Source organism: Psychromonas marina (assembly GCF_030161115.1).
Taxonomy (GTDB): domain Bacteria; phylum Pseudomonadota; class Gammaproteobacteria; order Enterobacterales; family Psychromonadaceae; genus Psychromonas; species Psychromonas marina.
Genome location: NZ_BSPQ01000005.1, coordinates 1 through 26,280, shown reverse-complemented (window position 1 = coordinate 26,280; position 26,280 = coordinate 1). Strand labels below are relative to the sequence as shown.

The window sequence follows — 26,280 nt, the reverse complement described above, 5'->3', positions numbered from 1 at the left end:
AATCAGATCATTCAACCGCAAATGGTAAAAAATTATCATCCCAGTTCCTATCATGACTTATTATTGCTTATAAAATAACGATAATATGCGCTTAGAAACCCACTCTGATTGATTTTAGTTATTGAATTTTTGTGACGTTAGTCTAAACTTTCCCAACTATTAACAGGAGAGGTTCTATGTCAGACAAAGTATTTATCACCGCAAAAACACTGTTGGAAGATTCATTTCGTTTAGCCGCACAGGTTTACGAAAGCGGCTTTCGTCCACAATTTATTGTTGGTATTTGGCGTGGTGGTGCACCGATCGGTATCGCTGTGCAGGAATACTTTGATTTCAAAAAAGTAGAAACTGACCATATTGCTGTTCGAACTTCTTCTTATTACGGCATCGGTAAGCAAAGCAAAACCATCAAAGTACACGGTTTGCACTACATTATCGAAAACGCAAATGCCGACGATGGGTTATTAATCGTGGATGACGTATTCGACTCGGGTCGCAGTGTTGTTGCATTAAAAGAAAAATTAAATGAATTAATGCGCCTTAACATGCCACGTGACGTACGTATCGCAACACCGTACTACAAACCAAAAAATAAAGCCGTTGATATGGTTCCTGATTACTTTATCCACGAATCGGAAGAGTGGTTAGTATTCCCACACGAAGTGACTGGATTAAACCTTGAAGAGATCGAAAACGGAAAAACAGACCTTGAAAATATCAAGCATCTGTTTAAAGATTAATAAGCATTAATTATCCGCATAAAAAGAGACTATATCGTCTCTTTTTTTGTTTCTGCGGTCGCTGCAAGCAATAGATCTGGATACAATTCAAAAAAAGTGTCACTCAATTGCTCATAATGTTGCGATAATGTCACAAATGTCCCTGCTAAAGGTGCCATTCTTGGCCTTCTAGAAGCAATACGCTGCAATGCAAAATCAATATTTTGAATGTCTCGATAATGCTCAAACCAATCACCTTGCCACACTAGTTGAGATACTTTTTCAAACTGTTGCGGCAATGGGTCAACTAACTCGCTCTTTTCATTAGCAATAACAACTTGTGCCTGAGCAGAAAATTCCGCTAATGGCTTACCGTAAAAATCTAACCAATGCTTTGCTAAACAATGATCCCAAAACATATCTAAAGCAATAGGTGAAAACCGACGTAGCGCTTTATCAAACAGCGGTTTCACAGACTTTATAAGCCGATGACTATCGGTATAACTATCCACAAATCGATGTAAACGAATACCTTTTACTACGTTATGATTAAATTGCCCATCAGGGTTTCCCTTCACAAAATCGCCTAAAAAATTACCCAAAAAACTAGTTTGTGTATGTTCTGCAATATGGAGGTGGGCAAGGTAGTTCATCAATAACTCATTAAATTAACGGCAGGATGATCCTCAGTATAACTAAAAAACAAAGCGACGCACGTTCAGTCGTTATAAGTTCATAAGATACAAACTAAGAAATAGACACTATAAGACCCCTACTTTTAAGAAAAACTGAAATTTTATTACAACAACTTATTCAACCTGACAACAAAATTAATAAAAATTTGAGTGTGACTACATTAATAACAATTATCTTTGTGAAATCACTCGCCTATTTTATATTTTTTTACTATGCTTTTGATTACATGCTAATTTTTTTGCATGTAAAACGACAGCTGCTGATGGTGATGGATTAAATAACAAGCAGCGTAAAAGTTATAAAATTGATTAAACTAGGTTAAGGAATTTAAAATGGATAAGCGTATAGTTGTTTTAGGATCGCTACTTTTTGTAGGTAATGTAGCGGCAAATGCTCAAGATAACCCTTGGTATGTCGGTGCACGTGTAGGTGCAACGCACTACGCTGACTTCGAAAATGCTTCAGGGTCAAATAGTGTTAAAGATGATAAAGACCTCGCTGCAGGCGTCTTTTTAGGCTACAGCTTTAATGATTGGTTTGGTTTAGAAGCGGGTTATACCTACCTCGGCGAACTAGAGATCGATAACTCAAAAAGTGTCGAATCTAACGCAATCGAACTTGTCGGTAAATTTACTTGGGAAACAAGCGACTCATTTGATGTATTTTTAAAAGCGGGTGTTTATGGTTATCAAGCTGAAGGCTTTGGCTTAAAAGATAAAGATGTTGATGGCACAGTAGGTGTCGGTATCGAACAACACTTTACTGATGATTTTTCAGTTCGTTTAGAATACCAATATTATAATAACCTTACATTAAATGATTCTCCTTATGAATCTGAATGGGATACCCACCTATTAGCACTTGGGTTCATTTATAGCTGGGGCGGTCATAAAAATGTAGCCGTGACTGAAGCACCAATGACTGAAGTTGTGGAAGAGGTAATGGTTGAAGAAGTCGTTGTTGAAGAAGTGGCTGTGATCGTTGTTGAAAAAGAGATGATCGATGTTGAACCAATGACTGTTGAAGTTTACTTTGATTTCGACAAAGAAGAGCTTAGTGATCAGTCAGTTGAACAACTACAACCTCTTATTGAACATTTACAAGCGTACCCTACATCTACAGTAGTACTTGTTGGTCATACGGATTCACGCGGTTCTTCAGAGCTAAATCAAAACCTTTCTGAGCAACGCGCTAATACCGTTAGTGATTTCTTAACAACAGAGTATGCTATTTCAGCTGATAGAATTAGTACCTCTGGTGAAGGCGAGTTATCACCTATTGCAAGTAATGAAACATCTGAAGGACGCGCGAAAAACCGCCGCGTATCAGTTTTCTCTCCTTCTTTTGTAGTGGAAAAATAATATTTCCCTTACTTTAAACCTGTAAAATAAAAAACCAAGGTTGCTAATACCTTGGTTTTTTTATGCCCCCTACTTGCCCATGAATAGCTAACCTCATTGCTTTCTCGAAATAACAACAAGATAATATCCCTAAAAAAGGATTGAGATAATGTTGCAACTGCCCGCTACCTACTCCGCTATTTGCACAAACGCGCTATTAAGTGACATTATTCCACTGTTTAAAATAGACAAACCTGAGGAGTGTCTATTTTGGTGTCAGGGATTAAACGATACCTATAAAGTAATTACTGCGACACAAACTTATATTTTACGACTGTACCGTCATAATTGGCGTACTCATCAAGCAATAAGCTTTGAGTTAGATGCCTTACTATATTTGCAAAAAAAAGGAGTTAACGTAGCTTTCCCAATTCCAACCTGTGAAGGAGATTACATCATTCCATTTCACGCACCGGAAGGGTTACGTTACGCGGTGCTTACACACTATATCCCCGGTAAAGAGTTAGACTTTTCAATCCCAGAAAATGGTGCTTTATACGGCAAGCATATGGCAAAACTGCACCAAAGTTCAGCACAATTTCATAGCAGCTATCAACGTGCAGAGCTAAATGTTGAACATCTACTAACAGAGCCATTGCAGCGCATTAAGCCTTTTTTAACAAAGCGTCATGATGATTGGTTATTTATAGAAGCATATGCGCAAACACTATCAACAAGGTTGCAGCAAGCTTTAGACAAGGCACCAACTCTATTTTTTTGCCATGGAGACCTACACGGTGGAAACGCACATATCAATAATCAACAACTTGGATTTTTTGATTTTGATTGTTGTGGTTTAGGGTTGCGAAGCTATGATTTAGCGGTATTTAAATGGTCTTTATTAACTGAGAACAAATCATTATCTATCTGGGAACGTTTTTTACAAAGCTACCTCAAACACTATCCATTAGATACAAAAGAGCAAGACTTGATCGATACGCTCGTATCAATACGTCACATCTGGCTTATCGGCTTGCATATTGATATCGCAGTTGCGAAGGGGTGGTTAGATGAATCCTATTTTGACCAAAAAATAGCTTTTTTACGTGAACAAAGTATTGCCCTCAATCGTTAAAAATTAATGGATAAAACTCAAGCAGCCCCTGCAAATAAAAAAATGTCGTCAATGTGCGCTTAAATAACCATTAAAAGCATGCTAATTAAAAGACATCACTTAAAAAATAAGCGATAATCCGCGCTTCAATCTTTTTTAGGAACAGTAACTATGTCTCAACTCGGTACTCTTTATATTATTTCAGCTCCAAGTGGAGCAGGAAAATCTAGTCTTATCAGTGCATTACTGAAAGAAGAGCGCTCATGGGATGTAAAAGTTTCTGTTTCTCACACAACACGTGCAGCTCGAATTGGTGAAAACCATGGCGAACATTACCATTTTGTGGACGTTGACAGCTTCAAATCACTTATCGCTGAGAATGCCTTTTTTGAATGGGCAGAAGTATTTGGAAACTATTACGGCACGTCACGTATTACTATTGAGCAAGCATTACAAAAAGGTACTGATATTTTCCTAGATATCGATTGGCAAGGCGCTCAACAGGTACGAGAAATGATGCCAGAGGCAGTGGGTATTTTTATTCTTCCGCCAAATCGTAATGAACTGGAAGCGCGACTCAATAAACGTGGTCAAGATAGCAGTACAATTATTGCTAAACGTATGGCGCAAGCACAATCAGAAATGTCGCACTATAATGAGTATGACTATCTGATTATTAACGATGATTTTGAAGTAGCAAGTAAAGAGCTAGCGCAGATAGTCGCTGCACAGCGCAGTAAACAGAACAAACAATCTATGCTGTACCAAGAGATGATCGCTGAGCTGCTAAAGTAGCGCTGGATCAAACTCTATTATGCTTGTATAATAAGCGCCCGTTTTTATGTAATTAATTTTTGGAGTTCAGCAATGGCACGTGTAACCGTTGAAGATGCAGTAAATGTAGTTGGTAACCGTTTCGATTTAATCTTAATGGCATCTCGTCGAGCTCGTCAGCTTGCAACTCAAGGTAAAACACCTTTAGTTGATCCAGAAAATGACAAGCCAACCGTTATTGCTTTACGTGAAATTGAAGAACGTTTAATTACTAACGAATTAATGGATGTTCAAGATCGTCAAGAAAAGCATGAGAAGCAAGCTGCTGAATTAGCTGCTGTTGCTGCAATTGCAGAAGGTCGTGGTTAATAACCAACAGACTTTACCAATTTAAAAAAACGCCGACCATGCAAATGTTCGGCGTTTTTTTATACCTGCCGAACTATTTTACTGGTGGCATTTAAAAATAGTATAATTGTTAATTGCTTATTACTAAGCGCAACAACTCAAGACGTGACAATAAAGTCAACTACAAAGACATAAACATCATTTATGTGTAGCCAATTAAAGTATTTATCAGTATAAATGCTTATTATATTTTAATAGTACAATAGTCTAAAAGGAATTATTTTGATTACGTTATTATACCCTGCATTAGCCATCCTAATCGGTTTTGCTTTACTCATTTGGAGTGCAGATAAATTCGTTTTAGGCGCCTCAAATACAGCACGCAGTTTTTCAATTTCACCACTGATTGTGGGTGTTGTCATTGTCGGTTTAGGAACCTCTGCACCAGAAATGTTAGTCTCCGCAATGGCAGCTGCAGACGGTAATACAGGACTTTCAATTGGTAATGCGATCGGTTCAAATATTACCAATATAGGGTTAATGTTGGGTATTACTGCTGTTTTTTACCCGCTACAAATCCACTCTAAACTACTTAAACGTGAAATGCCGGTTTTATTAGCAATCATACTTTTTAGCTACTTTATCTTATGGGATCAACACCTTGATTTTATTGATGGATTGATACTCATACTGATGATGTTTGCAATGCTAGCCTTCACCGTGTGGGAAGCAAGAAAAAATGGAGATGATGAGTTACCACAAGAAATATTAGATGAGATGCCAGAAGAAGTAAGTAAAGGTGTTGCACTAAAATGGCTTGTTGTTGGCGTTGTGGTATTAATCGCCTCTTCTCGAATATTAGTATGGGGTGCGGTAGAGGTTGCTGAATACTTCCAAGTCAGCGATCTTATCATTGGCTTAACGATTGTCGCCATTGGTACTAGTCTTCCTGAGCTAGCCGCAACTGTTGCTGCTGCACGTAAAAAAGAGTTTGATCTAGCAGTAGGTAATATTATTGGCTCAAACATCTTTAACATCCTTGGTGTAATGGCATTACCTGGATTAATTCACCCAGATACATTTGAAGTGGCCGTACTTGTGCGAGATTACCCGGTCATGATTGGTTTAACAGTCGCATTGATGCTCTTCTCTATTGCGTGGAGAAAAGGTCAAACAGGTCGATTGGGTCGCTTTGAAGGGGCATTACTATTATCGGGTTATATCGGTTATATGATTTGGCTATTTAATGATATGACTAAGACTATCGTATAACAATTTAACGTTTTCCTTAATAAAAAGGCGCTAATGTGTTTATTATTAGCGCCTTGTTATTTTATTCATAACCATCTCAAATACCCTATTGTTAAACTTCATCTCACGGCCTCCATAAAGTAAAAAATACAGAGTCATCTCTGATAAACAATCCATTATTATAATTTAACAAGATGCCTCCCCATTAACACTCATAAAAGAAAAATGTAACGAGAGCTAAGCAGTAAAAGATAGCAAAATAGTTATTTATAACAGAGAAAATCAGGGGGCATAATTGGTGCATCTCTAGCAAGGTATCGTGAAGATAGTGGCTGGTTACAATCCGTGAACATCGCAAGAAATATGTAACATACGGGTATGCCTATCAAACTACTGAAACAGACGATTAAACCGCTTTAGAAACTAAATGATGAAGTTCCTGGAATAAAAGCTAACCAATAAAAAAGCCCCATGCAGATACATGAGGCTAGATAGATAACATATTACTTATTGTTTATTACTTTGCGTCTAAAGAAGCAGACGTTTTTTTATGTGTTAAGTAAAGAGGGATAGTAGCAAATAGCAGGCCACCAACAACATTACCTAAGATAGTTGGGATAAGGTTAAAGTTCAACCAAGTTGCGATACCAAAATCAGCACCTAAAATCATGCCTAGAGGAAATAGGAACATGTTTACTACTGTATGTTCAAAAACTAAAGCAAAGAAGATGAAGATAGGCAACCACATTGCAGCGATTTTTCCAGCTACCGAGCGTGCCGTCATACCACCAACAACACCTAAACAAACCATTAGATTACAAAAAATAGCGCGAACAAAACAAGTAATCCAACCATCTGCACCTAAGTTTTCAAAGCCCACAGTACGTGCTGTTGAAACAGCAATAAATTTTTGTGCCACTGCATTTGGATCAATTGAAAAGTTCATCGTTAATGAGATAGCAATTAAGTAAGCTACAATCAGTGAACCAATCAGATTACCTAAACCAACCCATCCCCAACAACGTAAAATACGACCCCAAGAAACACCTGGGCGATTCTCAAATTTAGCTAAAGGTGCTAAACCAAATACACCTGTAACAAGGTCATAGCCCATCAGGCTTAAGATACAAAAGCCAACGGGGAAGACAAGCGCGCCAACAAGCGGTATACCTGTTTGAACCATTGCAGTGATAGCAACAACAACAGCAAGTGACAAAATAATGCCAGCCATCGTGCCACGTAAGATAAGATCGCGCGTACCTGTTTTTATTTTCGCTTCGCCAACATCGATCATGGTTTGTACGAAATCAGCAGGTTTATTGTAAGACATGGGTAAATCCCTATAGTTAAAGTTAAAGTTAAAATTGAATAGAGAAAAGCTCCCAACTTATTATGAATAACCGTTAAGCCATCACAATAGATAAAGAGCTTTTGATCTATTAAATCTCAGCCATTACTTATAGCTGTACTTCAATGCCGCCATCTTTGACACGCACTTTATAAGCTTCAATTGAAACCTCTGCATTCTCTAAACAGCTACCATCAACTAAACTAAAACGCTGTTTTTTAAGTGGAGAAGCAACCCAGAGCTGATCTTTATGCTGGCAGATAACACCACGCGATAATACATTAGCGCGCGCAAATGGGTCCATGTTGCTCAGAGCATAAACTTGCTCATCATCATTTGGGCGAAATATAGCGACCTGCTTATCACCTACTAATGCACAAACGCCAGTAGAAGGAAAAACGCTTTCTAAATTACATACTTTAATCCACTTGCTCATTACACTTCCTCCAGATTTATTTTATACGTTGGTGCTTTTTCATCTAAAAATGCAGGACGTTTTTGGCCACGTTCAGGTGTAAATACAACGTTATCATCCTGTGCATCACTATTAATGAAGTGCGTAAAGCGTTGTAATTGCTCTTCATCTTTTAGTGTTGTCGCCCACTCACAGTGGTAATTTTCAATTGACTCAGCCATCTCTTTTTCAAGTTGAACGTTGATGCCTAATTTATCTTCCATCACAACTTGCTGTAGATACTCAATGCCGCCTTCTAGGTTTTGTAACCAAACAGAAGTACGCGTTAATTTATCTGCAGTGCGCACGTAGAACATCATGAAACGATCTAAGTACTTAAGTAATGTCTCTTTATCTAAATCAGAAGCAAGTAGTGATGCATGCTGTGGTTTCATACCACCATTACCACATACATATAAGTTCCAACCCGCGTCAGTTGCGATGATACCCACGTCTTTACCCTGTGCTTCAGCACATTCACGCGTACAACCTGAGACACCAAACTTCATTTTATGCGGTGTACGTAGACCCTTATAGCGATGTTCTAATTCCACACCAAGGCCAACACTGTCTTGCACACCAAAACGACACCATGTGCTACCAACACATGTTTTCACCATACGTAGTGCTTTAGCGTAGGCTTGACCAGTTTCAAAGCCAGCTTCTAATAATTGCTTCCAGATATCAGGTAGATCTGATTTATGCGCACCGAATAAACCAATTCGTTGTGCACCTGTAATTTTTGTATATAGCTCATACTGCTCAGCAACACTTGCTACTGCAGCTAAACCTTTTGGTGTTACTTCACCACCAGCCATACGTGGAATAACCGAGTAAGTACCATCTTTTTGCATATTACCAAGGAAGATATCATTGGTATCTTGCAGGCCATTATGGTCTCTTGTTAATACATGCTCACCCCAGCAAGAGGCTAAAATAGAGCCCACTGTTGGTTTACACACTTCACAGCCATAACCTTTACCATATTTCGATAACAACTCTTTAAAGGTTTTAATGCCTTCGATACGAATTAGGTGGAATAGCTCTTGGCGAGAATACTCAAAATGTGCACAAAGGTGGTTTTTAACTTCCATCCCTTGTTTAACTAATTCTGCATTTAATACTTGCGTAATGAGTGGTACACAACCACCACAGCCAGTACCTGCACCCGTTTCTGCTTTAATCGCATCGATCGCTATATGACCCGCAGCGACAGCATCGGCGATATCTGACTTTTTAACATCAAAACATGAACACACTTGTGCAGTTTCAGGTAGCGCATCAACACCTAGGCCAACTTTTTCACCACCCGCATGAGTAGGTAAGATCAATGAATCAGGGTGCTTCGGTAACTCAATACCATTTAATTTATACTGTAGAAGATCACTGTAGCTATCTGTATCACCAACTAATACTGCACCGAGTAGCTCTTTTCCATCTTCCGATACAATAATACGTTTGTAGACAGAGCTATTCTCATCTAAATAAACATAGCTTTTACAGTTAGGCGTACGACCATTGGCATCACCAATACTACCTACATCAACGCCTAATAATTTCAGTTTTGCGCTCATATCTGCGCCAGTGAACTCATTGTCACGACCTAAAATGTTATCCACAGCCACTTTTGCCATGTTGTAACCTGGCGCCACTAAGCCAAAGAATTTGTCATTCCAAGAAGCACATTCACCAATCGCATAGATATCAGGATCAGAGGTCATACAGTTATTATCAATCGTAATACCACCACGACGACCCGTTGCTAAACCACACTGTTTAGCGAGTTTATCCTGTGGACGAATACCGGTAGAAAATACGATAAAATCAACTTCTAGCTGTGTACCATCAGCAAATTTCATGGTGTTACGTGCAGTTTCACCACCCACAACAATCTCTTGTGTATTTTTACCCGTGTGTACATTTACACCGATGCTTTCAATTTTGCTACGTAATATTTGACCACCGTGTTGGTCTAGCTGCTCAGCCATTAGTACAGGTGCAAATTCAATAACATGTGTTTCTACACCCAGCGCTTTTAATGCGCCAGCTGCTTCTAAACCAAGTAATCCACCACCAACTACAACACCATTTTTACTACGACGAGCTGTTGCTTCAATTGCATTGAGATCTTCAATCGTACGATAAACAAAACAGTCTTTGCTCTCATTACCTTTAATAGAAGGCACCCACGGGTATGAACCAGTGGCCATGATAAGTTTGTCGTAAAAGACAGCGCGACCTGTTTGCGAGTGAATGACTTTTTCTTGGCGATTAATAGTTAAAGCACGCTCACCAATTAACACTTCAATATTGTGTTTTTCATAGAAACCTTCTTTTACTAAAGAAAGTTCATCTGCGGTATGATGAGAAAAATAAGAGGATAAATGAACGCGATCATATGCAACGCGAGGCTCTTCACAAAAAGCGGTAATTTCAAATTGTTCTAAGTCAGCCTTTTCAACAAAGTCTTCGATAAAGCGATGGCCAACCATGCCATTGCCAATGATCACTAATTTTTGTTTACTCATATTATCCTCGATAGATTTAACTGTATTTTTATCGAGGCTAGACTACTAAGAAGTCATTTAATTGTCTTGATAAATATCAAGAGTACTCACTTGATCACCATAATCATGATGTATTTGATTAAAGTTTGATAACAAATACACAACAACCGGGCAACATAACCTTGCCATGAGAAAGGTTATTTAACAAAAATAGAACATTTGCGCATTAATATAGTGCAACACCGGCACATTTATTCAACATAAAGGTTAGGATATGAACAACAACACTTACAAGATATTAATCAGTGCATGCTTATTAGGAGAGAGAGTACGTTATGATGCAAAGCAAAAAAAAATAGATGATCCGTTAATTGAAAGATGGCATTCACAGGGACTTTTATTACCTGTTTGCCCCGAAGTATTGGGAGGCTTAACAACGCCACGCCCAGCTGCCGAAATACAAATCAATGGCAGCGTGAAAACAAACCAAGATACCGATGTCACGGAAGCTTTTCAACGAGGGGCAGAAAAAACACTCGCATTGGCATTAAAGCAGCAAATAAAGATTGTGATCTTAACCGAGAGAAGCCCATCCTGTGGGAGTTCAAGTATCTATGACGGTAACTTTTCCAGAACAATCATCGATGGACAAGGAGTGACCACTAAACTACTTCGTGATAATGGAATCTTAGTATTTAATCAATTTCAGTTAGAGCAAGTGCAAGCGCAACTTGATCTTCTTTAAGTTCTTCATTCCAAAGAAATATGAGCAGCAGTGAAATAATATTAAACACTACTTTCTAGGTGATTATTTGAGTGCCTGCTTCTGCACATTAATGCGATCTAAAATCTCTTTTTTTAGTTCATCGCTCGCCTCGCCCCACGCTTTTATCTCATCTAAACTACGCAGACATCCAGTGCAGGTTTCTTCTTCATTAAGGCAGCAATTACGTACACATGGGCTTTCTATTTTGTTCATGATCAACTCTTTTTAGGGAATAATTGAGTGTATCTAACACTTCCGTTACACTGCGCTACAACTTTATAACAATTAAAAGAGAGCCCAGATGTTTATTATTCGTTGGATTTTAGGTCGTATTATTTTATTACTTAATTTTGTATTTAGCCCTAAAAAATTAAAACGAGAGGCCTCCGCCCAAGCTACTATTGATGCACAAACTAAATCGTTACAGCTTTACCAATATCAAGCATGCCCATTTTGTGTAAAAGTCCGCCGCGATATTCGCCGTAATGGTTTAAACATTGCAATCGTTGATGCAAAAAATGAGCAAAATAAACAACAACTCGCATCACTTGGCGGCAAGGTACAAGTTCCTTGTTTACGTATTGAAGAGGGTGAAAATATTACCTGGATGTATGAGTCATCTGCCATTAGCGAATATTTAAATAAGCGTTTTGCATAGCGAGTAATGTAGACGAATAAGGGGTTACTTATCAGCAGCCCCTTATTGATTTAAGGCATCATAAAATCTTAGTGATGATGAGTATGTTTCAACAAGCTATCAGGCACTAATTCAGCCATAAAGCTACGTGCACCTCGGCGCAATAGAGAGCTGAAATACAGTACGAGAATGATACCCAAGCTTAGCATTTGCCATAGACTGTAATCACCAATACTTTGCTCCAGCCAAGTTGGTGTAAACACATCAATTAAATGGTTTAATGATAATCCCGTTAAAAATGCCCCGACCATCATCAACATTGCAAGACTCAGTGCAGCAAAAAATCCCTGCTGTTTTCGCAACGTTTTAAGCAGCTCAAGACTAATCGTTGGTGCAATCAAAAAGAAAGCTATTGCCGCCCCTGGTGATAAACCAGCCATTAATAAAATCGCAATCACTGGTGTAATACCAGTCGCACACAGTGCAAATGGAAAAGCGATAACCAGCATCACTAATATCTGCAACCATAATGCTTGATCAAAGAATGACCAGACAGGCACTGTTGATAGTGAAGCAGCAACAGCCCAACCTAATAGCACCCATGGCGCAGTATGATCTAATTGATGCTGATACCCTTGCTTTATCGCAGTAAGGAATCGAGACGTCGGTTTCGTTCCTTGACAGCTATGTGCAGCAATCGACGAAATTGGCGTTTTAAAATGTCGCCCTAATAACCATGCAATAGAGACCGCAAATATAGCCGCTAAGCTCAAACGCAATAACAACATCTGCTCACCTAATAACGGCAATGAGATAAGTAGTGCATCAAAACCGATAATTGGTGTCGCAATTAAAAATGCAGTCGCAAAAGTTTGGTTTGCTCCTAAACCTAATAATTGTTGATGCATCTTGCTCGCACTTGGCGAACAAACAGGCAGTGGCAATCCATAGGTCGCTCCTTTTAGGCTATCCTTGAAAAAATCTTTACTACCTTGCATCGGCATAATTGAAAATTTTGGTTTGAAATAATGCATCAATGCACTTAAAAAATAAGCTAATAGCAACATCGGTGCGCTATACAATGCAACTTTGACAAGATTGATGAGTGTCAATGCAGTATGCGATTCCTCACCATCATGGCTAGCATGATCGTGTCCTTCGTGCGAAGCGTGATCATGCTCATCATGAGCCTCTGTACTGTGATCATGTACATCGTGATCTTGATGAGTCTCTATACTGTGCGCATCTTGATCATGCTCTTCATGAGTATCTGCACTGTGATCATGTAAATCGTGATCATGCTCTTCATGAGCCTCTGCACTGTGATCATGTAAATCGTGATCATGCTCTTCATGAGCCTCTGCACTATGATCATGTAAATCGTGCTCATGCCCTTCATGATTCTCTGCACTATGATCATGTAAATCGTGATCTTCATGGGTATCTACACTAGGTTCATGCGCATCGTGATCATGTCCTTCATGAACATCTGCACTGTGATCATGTAAATCGTGATCTTCATGAGTATCTACACTGGGTTCATGCGCATCGTGATCATGTTCTTCATGAACATCTGCACTGTGATCAAGTGTATCGTGATCATGACCGTCATGAGCATCCATTTTGCTAGCCTGAACGACTTCAACAGCAGGGGCACCATGATCATGATTATGCTCAACATAACCTAACCAATGAGGCAATAAGACAGCCGCTAAAACAAGCACACCAAGAATACTACCAATACCTGCCGCATAACGGTTTTCTGATTTATCATCATCCTGCTCTGACACTGAACTGTGGTCGTGAGAGTGTTTACCTGATTTTAAATAGGGACGGTGTAATACAACATGCATAATTGAGCCCATTACAAAGGCTTGGAACCATGCTAAATACTGCCCATTTAAATGCGCTACTGAGTGCTCTGCAAATACAGCCCCCGTTACGGTAGCAACAGACATAGCGCCTAATATAACTAACGGCAATGTGCGACCATATTGAGGACGTAATAACCACCAAACGGTTAATCCTACAGGGAAGCGATGTAATAAAACTCCTAAGGCTAATAACCACGCAGTATGATCGCCAGGCTCTACGACTAAGGCTGAACCATCAACAATAGCGTGCACAACAAGACCTAATACACCTAAAAATAACGTTGTTTGATGGGCTTGATGCGCCGCTTTATGGAAGTATTTTTCTATCCAGCTTGGCGCAAGTAGACCAATAGCGGTTAACACGAGAACGATAGGGCCGCCACTGTGCATCACTTCAGGAAGGATATGAAATAGTACCAACCCCGAAATAGTGACAAAAATAAACGCATCCATCAGATCTAACCAACCTGGTTGACGTTTTAATAAACGGTAAGTAATAGGCCCAAGAAATAGGGCAAATATGCTTAGTGGCAGCAACATAATAGTATCATCTCAACAAAACAAGTATCAGTAAGTGTTACATTATAACACTTACTTTTTTGGAACGTTATACTATAACATTTTAATTGTTGATACTAGTTTGTTGAGAGTAATTCTTATCTATATTGTTTGAGTTTGATGTTTTGGCAATTTTAAAGAGAACAGCATTGCTAAGGTAATAAAAACACTTGAAGCAACTAAACAAGCGCCGAGCCCCATGGTGACAAATATCCAACCAGATAAAAGTGTACCAATTAACCGCCCCATCGCATTCGCCATATAATAAAAACCAATATCTAATGAAACACCTTCACGTTGCGCATAACTCACAATCAGATAGCTATGTAATGAAGAGTTAATCGCAAATAGTGCGCCAAATATAAATAAACAAATCACCACTAACCACGGTGAGACAGGGAGACTAAAAAAGACAAATAGGGGCGTAAATATCAATGCAAAGGCCCATAAAGCGGCACTTCTTCCATCTGGCACCCGACCTGATTTTTTACCGGTAAAATAAGGTGCAATTGATTGAATACCACCATATACAATGACCCAGATCGCAATTAATGTACCGATTGTCCATGAGCTCCAACCGTATGTTTCACTAAAGTAAACAGGCAAAGCAACCACGAACCACACATCACGCGAAGCAAATAGAAATAAGCGTGCAAGCGATAAGCGATTGATAGCATCACTTTTAGAGAAAAGTTCTTTGAATTTAACTTTTCGCTCGATTTTTCCAAGATCTGCTTTTAATAAAAATAAGCTGCAACAAAATACCACCAATAGCACACTGGCCATTAATAGCATCGCCGACTGAAAACCAATTAACGTCAGCAGTAAACCACCAAGAAAAAATCCCATCCCTTTTAAAGTGTTTTTAGAACCCGTTAATATCGCCACCCATTTATAAAGCTGACCTTGATCGCCCTCTTTTACAAACAGCTTAATCGCACTTTTTGCACTCATTTTATTGAGATCTTTCGCTATCCCCGATAACGCTTGCGCAAACATTACCCAAGCAATGGAGAGATAACTATCAGGTAAAACCAACATCAGCAATGCAAACACTTGCAACAGTAAGCCGATATTCATGGTACGGTTTAGCCCAAGTTTTGTCCCTAACCATCCCCCCAGTAAATTGGTCACAATACCGAAAAACTCATAAAACAAAAACAGAAATGCCACTTGTAATGCATCGTAACCTAACTGATGAAAATACAGCACAACCAACATACGTAAAGCGCCATCGGTTAGCGTAAATGCCCAGTAATTACCTGTTATAACAAGATATTGCTTTAGGTCACTCGAGAGATTTTTTAACATTTTTAATGATTACTCAGTATAAGGTACATATTGAAAAACTAATCGTATATGCTTTGGGTTAAACGCTTTCTGCTTAACCCAAAGCTGGAAATAATTATTTATCAGACAGACCGACCGTTCTCACCAGTTCAGCAGTACGTGTTGCATAGCCCATTTCATTGTCATACCAAGCATATATTTTCAACATACGCTTACCAACCATCATCGTTGATAAGGCATCAACAATTGTCGAACGTTGGTCACCACGGTAATCGATAGAGACCAATGGTTTCTCTTCAAAACCTAAAATGCCTTTCAGCTCATTTTCTGATGCATCTTTTAGATATTGATTAACTTGCTCTGCCGTTACATCTTCTTTTAGATTAAAAATAATGTCAGTTAGTGAAGCATTAGCCAGTGGAACGCGCACTGCATGGCCGTCAATTTTCCCTGCGAGCTCTGGGAATATCTCAACGATCGCTTTTGCAGATCCGGTCGTAGTAGGGATTAAGCTCATGCCACAGGCACGTGCACGACGTAGGTCTTTATGTGGTGCATCTAAAATAGTCTGTGTATTCGTTAAATCATGAATAGTAGTGAACGCAACTTGTTCAATGCCGATTTTCTCATTAATAACTTTAATCACAGGTGCAAGACAGTTAGTTGTGCAGGAAGCCGCTGTGACGATTTTATGCAATGCCGGATCGAAAATATCATCGTTTACACCTACAACGATATTAGCAATGCCTTCTGCTTTCACTGGTGCAGAAACAACAACGCGCTTAACGCCTTGGTCTAAATAGGTTTGTAATAATGCAGCATCGCGATTCACGCCAGTTGCTTCAATCACAACGTCACAAGCAGACCAATCTACAGCAGCTATTTCAGACTCTTGAGTACATTTAATTTTATGCTTACCAATAATAATCTGCTGCTGTTCGCTTTCTACCTGATGATTCCAACGCCCTTGAATTGAGTCAAACTCTAATAAATGCGCTAATGTTTTAGCATCACCAGCAACATCATTAATTAATACAAATTCAACATCTTTCCAATCATATGCCGCACGTAACGCTAGACGACCAATACGGCCAAAGCCATTAATACCTACTTTAATTTTCATTTTTTGCCCTTTAAATTTAACTACAACAATTATTAGGACGATCACTCATCGATAATAATGTTGCCCTGTTTGTATTAAGAAACTGCTCACTGTTATTACAAGCTTCAACAATCACTTGTAGCATCCAGCCCTTTAGCGCCGGGTTTAATCGATAATAAACCCACTGTTTTTGCTTTCTATCCAATAATAACCCCATCCGTTTTAGCTGCGCTAAATGGCGAGAAATCTTTGGCTGACTATCACAAAGTGCTGTCATTAACTCACAAACACAAAGTTCTCCCTCAAGCTGAATTAACATCACTATTTTTAAGCGTGTTGCATCAGAAAGGGCTTTAAAAAGATCGATTGCTTGCATTAAATTATCACATCCCATTTTTCGTATATATGAAATAACGTATATTGATAGTTAGCATAATGGTAATGATGAAATATGACAAGTAGATGACAGTAAAAAAATAAAGGTAGGGAAGCACAACCACATAACCAAATGATTGCGCTTATTAGGTATAATTATTTATTATGCAGTTGTTGGTTAAGATCAGCCAAGTAATCACGGTGGCAGGCATGTATAAATGCATTGGGACGTAATACCTTTATACGCTTCATTAACGGCTCAATATTTTCTCCGCGCTCTAATAAAATTTGTGCCGAGACTAAACCTGTTCGGCCTGAGCCCCCTTTACAATGAACGGCAATGTTTTTTCCTTGTTCGATCAAACGATGAACGGCTGGTCCCGCCGTTTTCCACGCAGATAAAAAAGGGTCGTCAGGCGCTTCATCATCAATAATAGGTAAGTGGAACCAAGACATCCCTTTGGCTTTGACCGATTCGCCAATATTCGACAACTCATTTTTATCTAACTCTGACTGAGTCATAAAAGTAAGTACCGCCTCAGCACCCGCAGCTTTTAATTCATTTAATGAACTACTAAGATCTGCCTCTTTCGTGCCAGGACAAGGGGTCAAAATAATTTTTGCTTCACTATTGTTAATAGAAAGTGGAAAAAGTGGATGTATTGACATAGAAATCACCTATATAAAAAGCAGGCAGATCCCTGCCCGTTAATATTACAAATTTATTATTACAATTTTGTGACTGCTCGATTAGTTGAAGTCGCTAATAATAATCCTTGGCGATAATAGATAGCAGCTTGTTGTTTGCGATCTTGCTGCTCTAGTAGTTCAGCAAGCAGTGCACAATCCTTAACATTCGCCTCTGTCTCTAAACTCACCTCAAGGTGTTTGATCGCAGCCTCAACATTATTTTCTTTGAGCTTTAATTTAGCTAACGCTTGATGGACGAGACCTTTCTGTTCAACTTTTTTAAGCTTTTTCTCAAGCAATAGAATCAGTGGATAATGATCTACAACGACCACTTTATCTAGATATTCTAATAACGGTATAGAGAACTGTTTATTGAGTTTTTCAATTAATAAAGCCTCTGCAAATTTTCCATTATCTGTTGCTATGTAGGCATCTAACACCGCTTTTTGATAATTTAACTCTTTTCGCATCCAACGAGGTGCTTTGTTATCCCAAAATAGTTTTAATAATTCAGCACTGTCCGATGCAAGCTGTTTAAAAAAGTGCTGATAAGCATTTAATTCCAGAGCAGCAAACTCCAGTTCATTATAACTAAGCACTTTACGCTGCTCATTTAAAACCTGAATGTATTTTTTCCACTCATTTAACGCTGGGTATATCTCCAAATAGAGACAAGCAATACGTTTATTTTTAGGGAAAGCTAACGCTAATTCACTTAGGGTAGCTAAGGCATTTTCATATTGTTTTGCATCAAGCTGTAGCTCAACCCAAACCAAACCAACTGAAAGTTGTGCGCCCTTTTGGCTTTCAGAAGCAAGTTGTAGATGATCATCTCGTTGATCATATAACCCCTGGAGATGCGCAGCCTTAGCAGCAGCAATATAAGTTAGTGCAGGGGACTCTGTTCGTGGTGCCGACTTAGAAAGTAATTTGTGTGCTTGTTTATTATTACCTTCGAACAATGCCCACATGCCTAACAAACTATTTTTTTGTGCCTTTTTGGTTTTACGCTGCCCTAACCAACCTCGAGTCAATGCACTCATCGAGAGTAACCGACGTAAAACCCATTCAGCAAGTAATAGCAAAAAGTAAAATATAATGGCTATAAAGCCAGCGTTAATAATGGTCGTTTCATAGGTGGTATAACTATCAAAGGAGATCAGGATATAACCTTTGTTACCACTAATTTCAGGGCCAAGAATCAAACCAGCTATCAGGGCCGAAATAATCAGAATCATTTTAATCATCATGTTTCTCCTATTTCAGATTTGAGCTAGCAAGTGATTTTTTTAAACGTTGTTCGATCACGCGCTCTAGCAGTGGTGCGCTTTTTAGTTGATCAGGATATTTTATCGATACGTTACGCTTACTTAAACGCTGAATAGATTTATAGAAATGCCCCGTAGTATTATCTTTAAGGTCGTAGTAAGTAGTCAATAACGTTAACGTATTTTGTAAAGCAATATCATAAACATCCTGCTGCTGACGATAAATTGCAAACTCAGCCTTTGATAAATTATTACGTATATTCTCACGTAAATACCAGCTTTGTTCTGGCGATAATAACGCTTCAACTTTACTGTCGCGTTTATTAACCGTGATAAAACTATCGATAAAGACATGCCAAGATTTAGTTAAATTAGCACTCCAGTCATTAATGTCTGAGGAGACTTCTGTATCGTTATTTTCACTTGCATCAGGCATGAGCAAACTGGTTGAGCGTAATTTATCAACGGTACGATCTAAACTAGTTAATGTTAAAATAACACCATCCGTATCTAGATTGGGTAACGCTTCCAGCTTGTTAATGTCATCCAGCAGAGCACCACGTAGCGGGCTTAGACTGGCATCATTAAGTTCGACAATACGCTGATCAGCGGCAACTAATAGTGAAATCGCTGTTTTAGTATCATTCTCTAACCAAATTTTTCTGCCTGAAAGAGAGATGAGATACTCAACTTCCGCTAGGATCCAATCGTTTGGGTGACGAATAGTTGAAGCAGAGAAACTACGTTGTAAGGATTGGATATCTGTCTTAACAATCTTGTTTACATTATTAACCTGCTGCAACTGAAGATTTACTTTTTCAAGCTGTGCTTCTAGAGACGCTTTAGTTTGTAACGATTGACCTGATTGCGTTTTTTGCTGTGCAGACTGAGTGGCAACACTCTTAGATAATGATTCTATTTGCTGTTGTTGAGCAACAACTAATGCATTATTACTTTTATGAAAATAGAAAACGGTAATCATAAAAAAAATGATTAAAAACAAGGATAACAAAGCAACGCCTAACGCACGTTTTGATGACTTCTGACTGTCCGTCTGGGGAATAACAGGCTGTACATCCTGCTCTATCTTATTTTCAATTTCAGTCATAACTATCCTCGTTAGTAAAATAATCGATAATATCTTGATTAGCGATGCTCGGTAACAACGCTGTATGATGAAAGCCCAAGCTTTGGGCATAATTTATAATTCGTTCACTAGCAGCGAATAGCGTTATCGATTTAAGCCAGCTTTGCTGTTCTTTTGCAGTCACTTTGATTAACTGCTCTAATAATTCAATACTGCTGATAATAGCACCATTAATACCCTGCTGTTGCCATTTCTGTGACATCATTATTGTAGGTAACGCGATAGCAACGCGCTGATATGATTCATAATAGTCTACAAAGGCACCACGTTTACATAAATGCTGCTTCAAGTACTCTCGCCCACCTAACCCACGTAGAATAAGAATAGAGCAATTATCTACATTTTTTAAGATCGGTAATGCCAACAACCCCTCACTATTAAAGACAGTCTCAGGGATAGTAACTAATTGCTTGGTTTTCTTTTCTAATAGTGATTTAGTTGCTTCACCAACCGCTAAATAATGACTTTTAGGCCATTCTTTCCCTTGTAGGTTGAGATGGCTATAAGTAACCGCATTGCAGCTAACCGCAACAATAAAGTCATAGGACTTACTCAATGGAAAGCCCTTCCCCTCAATAGCATTTACTTCTAATAGGGGTTGAGCAATAGTAAAAATACCATGCTCATTCAATAAATCACTTAATCGCTGTGCATGGGGTGCGAAGCGGGTAACTAATAACCTTGGTTTAGCCATTATTTTTATAAACTTCAGCTAAAATCTGCTCTGCACCGCTGTCTAATAATTGTTTCGCTAAGGTAAGCCCCATCTGCTCAGCATCCTCTGGGTTACCCGTTATCTCTTTACGTATAATTTTTGTACCATCAACACTTCCCACTAAACCACGTAGGAAAAGTTTATCTTGTTTAAATATAGAATAACTTCCAATTGGTACCTGACACCCGCCTTGTAAAGCAAGATTCATGGCACGTTCTGCAGTAACACGTTGACGGGTTTTGTGATGTTCAAGCGGTTTTAATAGCGCAATAGTTTGTGCATCATCTAAACGACACTCAATACCAACCGCGCCTTGCCCAACAGCAGGCAAACTTATTTCTGGTTCAATGAAACTCGCAATTCGATCTGGCATCTCTAAACGGATTAAACCTGCAGCAGCCAAAATAATCGCATCATATTCACCGTCATCAAGCTTGCGTAAACGTGTATTCACATTACCACGTAACTCTTTGATGATTAAATCAGGCCTTAATTCACTCAACTGACACTGACGACGCAAACTACAAGTGCCCACAACTGCTCCTTGTGGAAGTTGATCAATGCTAGTGTAATTATTAGAGACAAATGCATCACGTGGGTCTTCACGCTCACAAATAATGGTTAAGCCTAAACCTTCTGGAAACTCGACCGGTACATCTTTCATCGAGTGTACTGCAATATCAGCACGCCCTTCTAACATGGCCACTTCAAGCTCTTTAACAAAAAGACCTTTACCACCAACCTTAGCAAGTGGGGTATCAAGAATAATATCGCCTTTGGTTTTCATCGGTAATAATTCAACAATTAAATCAGGATGAAATTTTAGCAGTTCAGCTTTTACAAAATTGGCTTGCCACATAGCAAGAGGACTGTGTCGTGTTGCGATACGTATAGTTTTTGTGGTCATGAGATCTCTTAATAAAGATGATGATAATCAGAATATTAAAACAGAGTATAAGAGAATTAGTAAAATTTTAAAAGGTCACTACAGTGTGAAGATTGAAGCAACATCGGTTTGTCATTTAATTTACAGCCTAAAACAGAAGTTCAATTTACCAGCAAAATAGTAAGGTAACCTCAATATTAAGATAAGGCGAAATTTCTTATTAAATTTATTAGAATGCCAAGTAGGTTATATCAAAACGGCACTAAAGCAGGGGGTGTTGGCTCCTGCTTTTTTGTATTTATAATGAGAGGGTTGATTCACTCAACAACCCTGCATAGATGCCCTGTTTAGCAACCAACTGCTGGTGATTTCCTTTCTCTACAACTTCACCTTGTTCTAATACCAAGATAGTATCAGAATGACGGATAGTGCTAAGGCGATGTGCAATTGCAATAACTGTTTTATCGCTAAACAAGCGCTGCATTGCTTTTTGGATGAGGTTCTCTGTAATAGAATCAACTGAACTAGTTGCCTCATCGAGCATCATCACTTGCCCGCCTTGAGCAACGGATCGAGCAAAAGAGATAAGTTGCGTCTGACCATTAGAAAGATTTGTGCCGTTTTTATCCAAACAAAAATCATACCCTCCAGGCAAATTCTGAATAAAGTTATCAGCATAAACATAACGACCAGCCTGCTCGACCTGCGCTGCTGAAATGTCTGCGTTACCCAACGCAATATTGAAGCGAATACTCTCTTCAAACAGATAAACATCCTGCATCATCAATGAGAATAAGTGAGTACAATCATCAACTGAAACTTCAGAAAGCTCAATACCATTTAAAAGGATACTGCCTTCATAGTCCTGATAGGTTTTTGCAATCAAACGAATAATGGTGGATTTCCCTGAGCCCGTTGATCCAACTAAGGCTATTTGCTTGCCTTTTTCTAACACAAAGGAGACATCTTTCAAAACATAGGGCAGATCAGGCGTATAACGAAAGCTAACATTTTTGAACTCTAAGCGATGAAAAACGGCTAACTGTGGCGCAACTTGCTCTGTCGAAAGTAGCTTTCGACCATCTTCTTCCATAGGTTCAACAAAGAGCTCTTCAATATGTTCAAAGGCAGCAAATGATCGCTGAATAGCTGCAATTTGCGAGGTAAAATCGCGTATCGGCACAAAAACCTTCTCAAGCGTATTAATAAAAGCGATCAAAACACCTAATGTTAATGTTTGCGCTAAAACTAACCCTGAGCCATACCAGATCATTAATGCAATGGTTATTGAGGTAATCCCAGAAATAAAGGCAAATAAGACCGCATCATATTTATTAGCCTTCTTCTGTGCGGTTAAAAATTCATCGTTAAAATTTTTATATTTCTGTTCAACCTGCTCTTCAGCTCGGTAAAACTGAACCGTTTTCACGCCTAACAACACCTCTTGTAAAAAACCAATACCACGTGCTAGAGAAGATCGAGTAATTAAGTTCATCGCGCGCAGACGATTACGCACATACACGGTCAGATACATAACGGGTGGCATTACAATTAATACCACAAGTGTTAACTGCCAATTAATAAATAGCATCATGATTAATAACGCAATGGTATTAATTGAATCTTTTACTAAACCCACAATAGCCTGTACAAAGGTTTCACCTATCGCTTCTAAATCACTGGTTAAACGAGAGAGCGTGACACCTGTCGGTTTGTTATCAAAGTAGCTACGCGGTAATTTTAGCACCCGAGCAAATAATGCCGAGCGCATATCTGTAATGGCATATTGGCCGGTTTTTCTTAAGTTGTATGCATAGGTCGCATCAACAACATAGTTTATTGCTAACACAGCAAGTAAGTAGAAAATATACCACCATAAATCATCCATATCTCCTTGCACTAGGTGCACATCAATGACTTGAATAATCAGCCACGGAAATAATAAACTAGTGATAATGGAAAGCGGCAACATAGCGATACCCAATAAAGCAGAAGCCTTATATTTTTTCGCAAAGCGGAAGAAGTTTTTTAAATAATAGATATCACCATTATAATTTAGCATTGCTGCTCCTCGGCTTCATTCTGTTGCAACTGCCAAGTCTCATAATAATAAGGACAGGTTTTCAACAATGCTTGATGACTTCCTTTCGCAATCATTGCGCCTTCATGAAGCACGATAATTTCATCCATATACTCTAACGCGCTTACACGGTGAGAGACCACCAAGGCGGATTGATTTTCTAGTCGCTGAAAGACTCCCAGCAAAATTTTACGTTCCGTTTCATAATCAACAGCCGAAAGGACATCATCCATAATAATCAAATCAATAGGATTAAGTAGCGCACGTGCAATACTTAAACGTTGCTTTTGGCCGCCGGATAACATAATGCCTTTCTCCCCGACTAGGGTCTGATCTCCTTTATCGAAACGAGAAACATCATTAGCCAGTTGACTTAATTCCAGTACTTGTTCAATTTTATATTTATCAATACTTTCATTATCACTACCGAAACGGATATTTTCTTCGATCGTTGCTGAGAATAGATAAGGGGTCTGCGTTATCGTCTTCATATAACGATGCAAATCACTTCGTGCAAAGGAAGTTATATCTCTATCTCCAAGAAAAACAGTGCCTTTAGGCACCTCAAGATAATGATTAAGACAATTAACTAAGGTAGTTTTTCCTGAGCCAATACTACCAAGCACGCCAACTTTTTTGCCGACTGGTACATCAAAGCTGATGTTTTTAAGCACCAGTCGTGAATCATCATAACTAAAGTTTAGATTGCGTACCGACAATGTTTTTCCCTTAAGTTGATCCACTTCGGGCTGAGAAAGAATTGACTGATCTTGTTCGGGGACTTGTGCATTAAGAATTCGCTGCACACTCTCAATACTGAGCATACCGCGCTGGTAGATAGTGGCGATGCGCCCTAATTGCATTAATGGCATCGCGAGCAAAACTGAATAGGATAAGAAAGCAGTTATTTCGCCCAATGTAAGCTCTTGCTTCATTAGCATATAACCACCTAAACCAAGAATTAGAATTTTCATCACGTTATTGGCATAGTCTAGAACAGGCATAATAAATATTTGAATGCGGGAGATTTGTATTCTACAACGTAATAGACGCTGATTTCGTTTTTCTACTTCTGCTTGCACCCAAGGAGACATTTGCTGATTTTTAATCAGATCGATACCTGCTAAAAACTTCATTAATTGAGCAGACAGGTCCTGTAAGCGATAAAGGTGCTCTGCATTATATTTTTTCATACGTTTAAAACCGATACGAAAAATTACAAATGCGATAGAAATTGGAATAGCTGAATAAAGCGTGAGTTCAGGTGATATACGCCACATCCATAAAGGGGTTAATGAAAGAGCAAAGAACACATTTACTAGCTGCAAAAAACCAGTGCCAAACATCATACGGACACCGTTAAGATCGTTATTAATAATAGAAATTAGCGAGCCTGAAGAAAATTTTTCATGGAAAGAGTTAGGTAGACGGTTAAGCTTTTGCAATAGCTTATTTTTTAACATCGCTTCAATGATTCGACCAGGGTTAAGTGCATAAATACGTGAGAATATACGCGCCACAATCATCACAGCAGACATAGCCACAACTACCCACACATAACGAGAAAGGTCTGCATGACCCGTTGCTGATGAATCGTCAATTAAATCAATTGCTAACTGAATATAGCGAGGTATTTCGACCTGAAGCCAATTCACGATAAAAATCAGAATAACGGCAAGAATGTATGACTTGCGATTAAAACGCAAACACTGTGCGATAAACTGTCTTTTATTCATGTTTTCCTTCATAAACTAACGGCAAGTGGCTTTGATACCAGAATTGGGAATAATATAAATGAGTAAATTAAATACGATTACACAGACAAAATTAAAATGTGTAAGAGCAGGGTTACATTAAATGATAGGTATTACAAAATATTAACAGAAATAGCTAAGCTGAAAAGTATTTAAATAGTAATGTTTATAGCGATTTAGCTAAGGATTGTGTTTCAAAGGAGGTATTAATATGAAGATATGGTGCTGATAGGCGGATTCGAACCGCCGACCTCACCCTTACCAAGGGTGCGCTCTACCAACTGAGCCATATCAGCAAAAGGGGATCTGACGATGACCTACTCTCACATGGGGAGACCCCACACTACCATCGGCGCAACTGCGTTTCACTACTGAGTTCGGAAAGGGATCAGGTGGGACCACAGCGCTATTGTCGTCAGAAAAAATCTGTAAATAATAATTATTATTATAAATTTCTGGATGATTATTTGAATCATCAGAATTAAATAAACCCAGTAAGCGTTAACTCACTGGGTTTTTTTAAATTAGGCGCTTGGCGATGACCTACTCTCACATGGGGAGACCCCACACTACCATCGGCGCAACTG

24 protein-coding genes, 1 tRNA gene and 1 rRNA gene are annotated in these 26,280 nt (G+C 38.8%); 8 read left to right on the top strand and 18 right to left on the bottom strand.

Annotated features, from left to right (window positions below; genetic code table 11):
• The first annotated feature begins 176 nt into the window (after positions 1 to 176).
• A complete protein-coding gene (locus QQK09_RS08685) occupies positions 177 to 740 on the top strand; it encodes a phosphoribosyltransferase (protein ID WP_284203738.1) in 564 nt (187 codons plus the stop codon).
• Positions 741 to 769: 29 nt separating this feature from the next.
• Here the strand turns inward: QQK09_RS08685 and QQK09_RS08680 are convergent, their stop codons facing one another.
• Entirely contained in the window at positions 770 to 1,372 is a 603-nt protein-coding gene (locus QQK09_RS08680) for an acyl carrier protein phosphodiesterase (protein ID WP_284203737.1), read from the bottom strand.
• Between the two features lie 375 nt (positions 1,373 to 1,747).
• On the opposite strand from QQK09_RS08680, the gene QQK09_RS08675 reads away from it, so the two are divergent.
• The 5 genes from QQK09_RS08675 (at position 1,748) to QQK09_RS08655 (ending at position 6,263) form a co-directional block, all read left to right on the top strand.
• Positions 1,748 to 2,776, top strand: coding sequence for an OmpA family protein (locus QQK09_RS08675; RefSeq protein ID WP_284203736.1), 1,029 nt, complete (start codon positions 1,748 to 1,750; stop codon positions 2,774 to 2,776).
• A gap of 148 nt (positions 2,777 to 2,924) precedes the next feature.
• On the top strand, positions 2,925 to 3,890 hold the full coding sequence (locus tag QQK09_RS08670) for a phosphotransferase enzyme family protein (protein ID WP_284203734.1): 966 nt from the start codon (positions 2,925 to 2,927) through the stop codon (positions 3,888 to 3,890).
• Positions 3,891 to 4,040: 150 nt separating this feature from the next.
• Positions 4,041 to 4,664: a guanylate kinase gene (gene gmk, locus QQK09_RS08665; RefSeq protein ID WP_284203733.1), complete on the top strand. Its 624-nt coding sequence runs from the start codon at positions 4,041 to 4,043 to the stop codon at positions 4,662 to 4,664.
• Between the two features lie 72 nt (positions 4,665 to 4,736).
• Positions 4,737 to 5,012 carry a DNA-directed RNA polymerase subunit omega gene (gene rpoZ, locus QQK09_RS08660; RefSeq protein ID WP_101108266.1) on the top strand — a complete coding sequence of 92 codons (276 nt, stop codon included), beginning with the start codon at positions 4,737 to 4,739 and terminating at the stop codon, positions 5,010 to 5,012.
• A 261-nt stretch (positions 5,013 to 5,273) separates the two neighbouring features.
• Entirely contained in the window at positions 5,274 to 6,263 is a 990-nt protein-coding gene (locus QQK09_RS08655) for a calcium/sodium antiporter (RefSeq protein WP_284203732.1), read from the top strand.
• Positions 6,264 to 6,759: 496 nt separating this feature from the next.
• Here the strand turns inward: QQK09_RS08655 and QQK09_RS08650 are convergent, their stop codons facing one another.
• The 3 genes from QQK09_RS08650 to nirB all read right to left on the bottom strand — a co-directional run bounded on the left by QQK09_RS08650 (position 6,760) and on the right by nirB (position 10,572).
• Complete coding sequence (locus tag QQK09_RS08650; RefSeq protein WP_284203731.1) at positions 6,760 to 7,572, bottom strand: formate/nitrite transporter family protein; 813 nt, start codon at positions 7,570 to 7,572, stop codon at positions 6,760 to 6,762.
• Between the two features lie 127 nt (positions 7,573 to 7,699).
• The gene (gene nirD / locus QQK09_RS08645; protein ID WP_284203730.1) at positions 7,700 to 8,026 is read right to left on the bottom strand and encodes a nitrite reductase small subunit NirD; all 327 of its coding nucleotides are present in this window, start codon (positions 8,024 to 8,026) and stop codon (positions 7,700 to 7,702) included.
• Positions 8,026 to 10,572, bottom strand: a complete 2,547-nt coding sequence (gene nirB, locus QQK09_RS08640) for a nitrite reductase large subunit NirB (RefSeq protein WP_284203729.1) — start codon at positions 10,570 to 10,572, stop codon at positions 8,026 to 8,028. Before nirB ends, nirD begins: the two co-directional genes overlap by 1 nt.
• A 253-nt stretch (positions 10,573 to 10,825) precedes the next feature.
• Between nirB and QQK09_RS08635 the strand changes: the two genes are divergently transcribed.
• Positions 10,826 to 11,296, top strand: coding sequence for a 2-thiouracil desulfurase family protein (locus QQK09_RS08635; RefSeq protein WP_284203728.1), 471 nt, complete (start codon positions 10,826 to 10,828; stop codon positions 11,294 to 11,296).
• Positions 11,297 to 11,359: 63 nt separating this feature from the next.
• Here the strand turns inward: QQK09_RS08635 and QQK09_RS08630 are convergent, their stop codons facing one another.
• Positions 11,360 to 11,530: a DUF1289 domain-containing protein gene (locus QQK09_RS08630; protein ID WP_284203727.1), complete on the bottom strand. Its 171-nt coding sequence runs from the start codon at positions 11,528 to 11,530 to the stop codon at positions 11,360 to 11,362.
• Positions 11,531 to 11,618: 88 nt separating this feature from the next.
• On the opposite strand from QQK09_RS08630, the gene QQK09_RS08625 reads away from it, so the two are divergent.
• Positions 11,619 to 11,975 (top strand): glutaredoxin family protein, encoded by a 357-nt coding sequence (locus tag QQK09_RS08625; RefSeq protein WP_284203726.1) that lies wholly within the window; start codon positions 11,619 to 11,621, stop codon positions 11,973 to 11,975.
• 68 nt (positions 11,976 to 12,043) lie between these two features.
• On the opposite strand, the gene QQK09_RS08620 is transcribed toward QQK09_RS08625, so the two are convergent.
• The 13 genes from QQK09_RS08620 to rrf all read right to left on the bottom strand — a co-directional run bounded on the left by QQK09_RS08620 (position 12,044) and on the right by rrf (position 26,113).
• Positions 12,044 to 14,368 carry a permease gene (locus tag QQK09_RS08620; RefSeq protein WP_284203725.1) on the bottom strand — a complete coding sequence of 775 codons (2,325 nt, stop codon included), beginning with the start codon at positions 14,366 to 14,368 and terminating at the stop codon, positions 12,044 to 12,046.
• A 120-nt stretch (positions 14,369 to 14,488) separates the two neighbouring features.
• Positions 14,489 to 15,697, bottom strand: a complete 1,209-nt coding sequence (gene arsJ / locus QQK09_RS08615; protein WP_284203724.1) for an organoarsenical effux MFS transporter ArsJ — start codon at positions 15,695 to 15,697, stop codon at positions 14,489 to 14,491.
• Between the two features lie 94 nt (positions 15,698 to 15,791).
• Positions 15,792 to 16,799 (bottom strand): ArsJ-associated glyceraldehyde-3-phosphate dehydrogenase, encoded by a 1,008-nt coding sequence (locus QQK09_RS08610; RefSeq protein ID WP_284203722.1) that lies wholly within the window; start codon positions 16,797 to 16,799, stop codon positions 15,792 to 15,794.
• A gap of 16 nt (positions 16,800 to 16,815) precedes the next feature.
• Positions 16,816 to 17,154, bottom strand: a complete 339-nt coding sequence (locus QQK09_RS08605; protein ID WP_284203721.1) for a metalloregulator ArsR/SmtB family transcription factor — start codon at positions 17,152 to 17,154, stop codon at positions 16,816 to 16,818.
• 155 nt (positions 17,155 to 17,309) lie between these two features.
• Positions 17,310 to 17,822, bottom strand: a complete 513-nt coding sequence (locus tag QQK09_RS08600; protein ID WP_284203720.1) for a cyclin-dependent kinase inhibitor 3 family protein — start codon at positions 17,820 to 17,822, stop codon at positions 17,310 to 17,312.
• Between the two features lie 59 nt (positions 17,823 to 17,881).
• Positions 17,882 to 19,093, bottom strand: coding sequence for a heme biosynthesis HemY N-terminal domain-containing protein (locus QQK09_RS08595; RefSeq protein ID WP_284203719.1), 1,212 nt, complete (start codon positions 19,091 to 19,093; stop codon positions 17,882 to 17,884).
• 7 nt (positions 19,094 to 19,100) lie between these two features.
• Entirely contained in the window at positions 19,101 to 20,219 is a 1,119-nt protein-coding gene (locus QQK09_RS08590; protein ID WP_284203718.1) for a uroporphyrinogen-III C-methyltransferase, read from the bottom strand.
• Positions 20,212 to 20,952, bottom strand: coding sequence for a uroporphyrinogen-III synthase (locus QQK09_RS08585; protein WP_284203717.1), 741 nt, complete (start codon positions 20,950 to 20,952; stop codon positions 20,212 to 20,214). Before QQK09_RS08585 ends, QQK09_RS08590 begins: the two co-directional genes overlap by 8 nt.
• A complete protein-coding gene (hemC, locus tag QQK09_RS08580) occupies positions 20,945 to 21,880 on the bottom strand; it encodes a hydroxymethylbilane synthase (RefSeq protein ID WP_284203716.1) in 936 nt (311 codons plus the stop codon). Before hemC ends, QQK09_RS08585 begins: the two co-directional genes overlap by 8 nt.
• 277 nt (positions 21,881 to 22,157) lie before the next feature.
• Positions 22,158 to 23,921: an ABC transporter ATP-binding protein gene (locus QQK09_RS08575; RefSeq protein WP_284203715.1), complete on the bottom strand. Its 1,764-nt coding sequence runs from the start codon at positions 23,919 to 23,921 to the stop codon at positions 22,158 to 22,160.
• Entirely contained in the window at positions 23,915 to 25,675 is a 1,761-nt protein-coding gene (locus QQK09_RS08570) for an ABC transporter ATP-binding protein (RefSeq protein ID WP_284203713.1), read from the bottom strand. The genes QQK09_RS08575 and QQK09_RS08570 overlap by 7 nt, the downstream gene beginning before the upstream one ends.
• Before the next feature lie 238 nt (positions 25,676 to 25,913).
• Positions 25,914 to 25,989: transfer RNA gene (locus tag QQK09_RS08565), tRNA-Thr, on the bottom strand.
• An 8-nt stretch (positions 25,990 to 25,997) separates the two neighbouring features.
• Positions 25,998 to 26,113: ribosomal RNA gene (gene rrf, locus QQK09_RS08560) — 5S ribosomal RNA — on the bottom strand.
• Between the last annotated feature and the right edge of the window lie 167 nt (positions 26,114 to 26,280).

Excerpts from the sequence above, each read along its gene's own strand:
- QQK09_RS08610 (WP_284203722.1), bottom strand. The coding sequence starts at position 16,799 with ATGAAAATTAAAGTAGGTATTAATGGCTTTGGCCGTATTGGTCGTCTA.
- QQK09_RS08620 (WP_284203725.1), bottom strand. The coding sequence starts at position 14,368 with ATGTTGCTGCCACTAAGCATATTTGCCCTATTTCTTGGGCCTATTACT.
- QQK09_RS08590 (WP_284203718.1), bottom strand. The coding sequence starts at position 20,219 with ATGACTGAAATTGAAAATAAGATAGAGCAGGATGTACAGCCTGTTATT.
- QQK09_RS08650 (WP_284203731.1), bottom strand. The coding sequence starts at position 7,572 with ATGTCTTACAATAAACCTGCTGATTTCGTACAAACCATGATCGATGTT.
- nirD (WP_284203730.1), bottom strand. The coding sequence starts at position 8,026 with ATGAGCAAGTGGATTAAAGTATGTAATTTAGAAAGCGTTTTTCCTTCT.
- gmk (WP_284203733.1), top strand. The coding sequence starts at position 4,041 with ATGTCTCAACTCGGTACTCTTTATATTATTTCAGCTCCAAGTGGAGCA.
- hemC (WP_284203716.1), bottom strand. The coding sequence starts at position 21,880 with ATGACCACAAAAACTATACGTATCGCAACACGACACAGTCCTCTTGCT.
- QQK09_RS08575 (WP_284203715.1), bottom strand. The coding sequence starts at position 23,921 with ATGCTAAATTATAATGGTGATATCTATTATTTAAAAAACTTCTTCCGC.
- QQK09_RS08675 (WP_284203736.1), top strand. The coding sequence starts at position 1,748 with ATGGATAAGCGTATAGTTGTTTTAGGATCGCTACTTTTTGTAGGTAAT.
- QQK09_RS08585 (WP_284203717.1), bottom strand. The coding sequence starts at position 20,952 with ATGGCTAAACCAAGGTTATTAGTTACCCGCTTCGCACCCCATGCACAG.
- QQK09_RS08685 (WP_284203738.1), top strand. The coding sequence starts at position 177 with ATGTCAGACAAAGTATTTATCACCGCAAAAACACTGTTGGAAGATTCA.
- rpoZ (WP_101108266.1), top strand. The coding sequence starts at position 4,737 with ATGGCACGTGTAACCGTTGAAGATGCAGTAAATGTAGTTGGTAACCGT.
- arsJ (WP_284203724.1), bottom strand. The coding sequence starts at position 15,697 with ATGTTAAAAAATCTCTCGAGTGACCTAAAGCAATATCTTGTTATAACA.
- QQK09_RS08600 (WP_284203720.1), bottom strand. The coding sequence starts at position 17,822 with ATGTCAATACATCCACTTTTTCCACTTTCTATTAACAATAGTGAAGCA.
- QQK09_RS08630 (WP_284203727.1), bottom strand. The coding sequence starts at position 11,530 with ATGAACAAAATAGAAAGCCCATGTGTACGTAATTGCTGCCTTAATGAA.
- QQK09_RS08595 (WP_284203719.1), bottom strand. The coding sequence starts at position 19,093 with ATGATGATTAAAATGATTCTGATTATTTCGGCCCTGATAGCTGGTTTG.
- nirB (WP_284203729.1), bottom strand. The coding sequence starts at position 10,572 with ATGAGTAAACAAAAATTAGTGATCATTGGCAATGGCATGGTTGGCCAT.
- QQK09_RS08635 (WP_284203728.1), top strand. The coding sequence starts at position 10,826 with ATGAACAACAACACTTACAAGATATTAATCAGTGCATGCTTATTAGGA.
- QQK09_RS08605 (WP_284203721.1), bottom strand. The coding sequence starts at position 17,154 with ATGCAAGCAATCGATCTTTTTAAAGCCCTTTCTGATGCAACACGCTTA.
- QQK09_RS08680 (WP_284203737.1), bottom strand. The coding sequence starts at position 1,372 with ATGAACTACCTTGCCCACCTCCATATTGCAGAACATACACAAACTAGT.
- QQK09_RS08570 (WP_284203713.1), bottom strand. The coding sequence starts at position 25,675 with ATGAATAAAAGACAGTTTATCGCACAGTGTTTGCGTTTTAATCGCAAG.
- QQK09_RS08670 (WP_284203734.1), top strand. The coding sequence starts at position 2,925 with ATGTTGCAACTGCCCGCTACCTACTCCGCTATTTGCACAAACGCGCTA.
- QQK09_RS08625 (WP_284203726.1), top strand. The coding sequence starts at position 11,619 with ATGTTTATTATTCGTTGGATTTTAGGTCGTATTATTTTATTACTTAAT.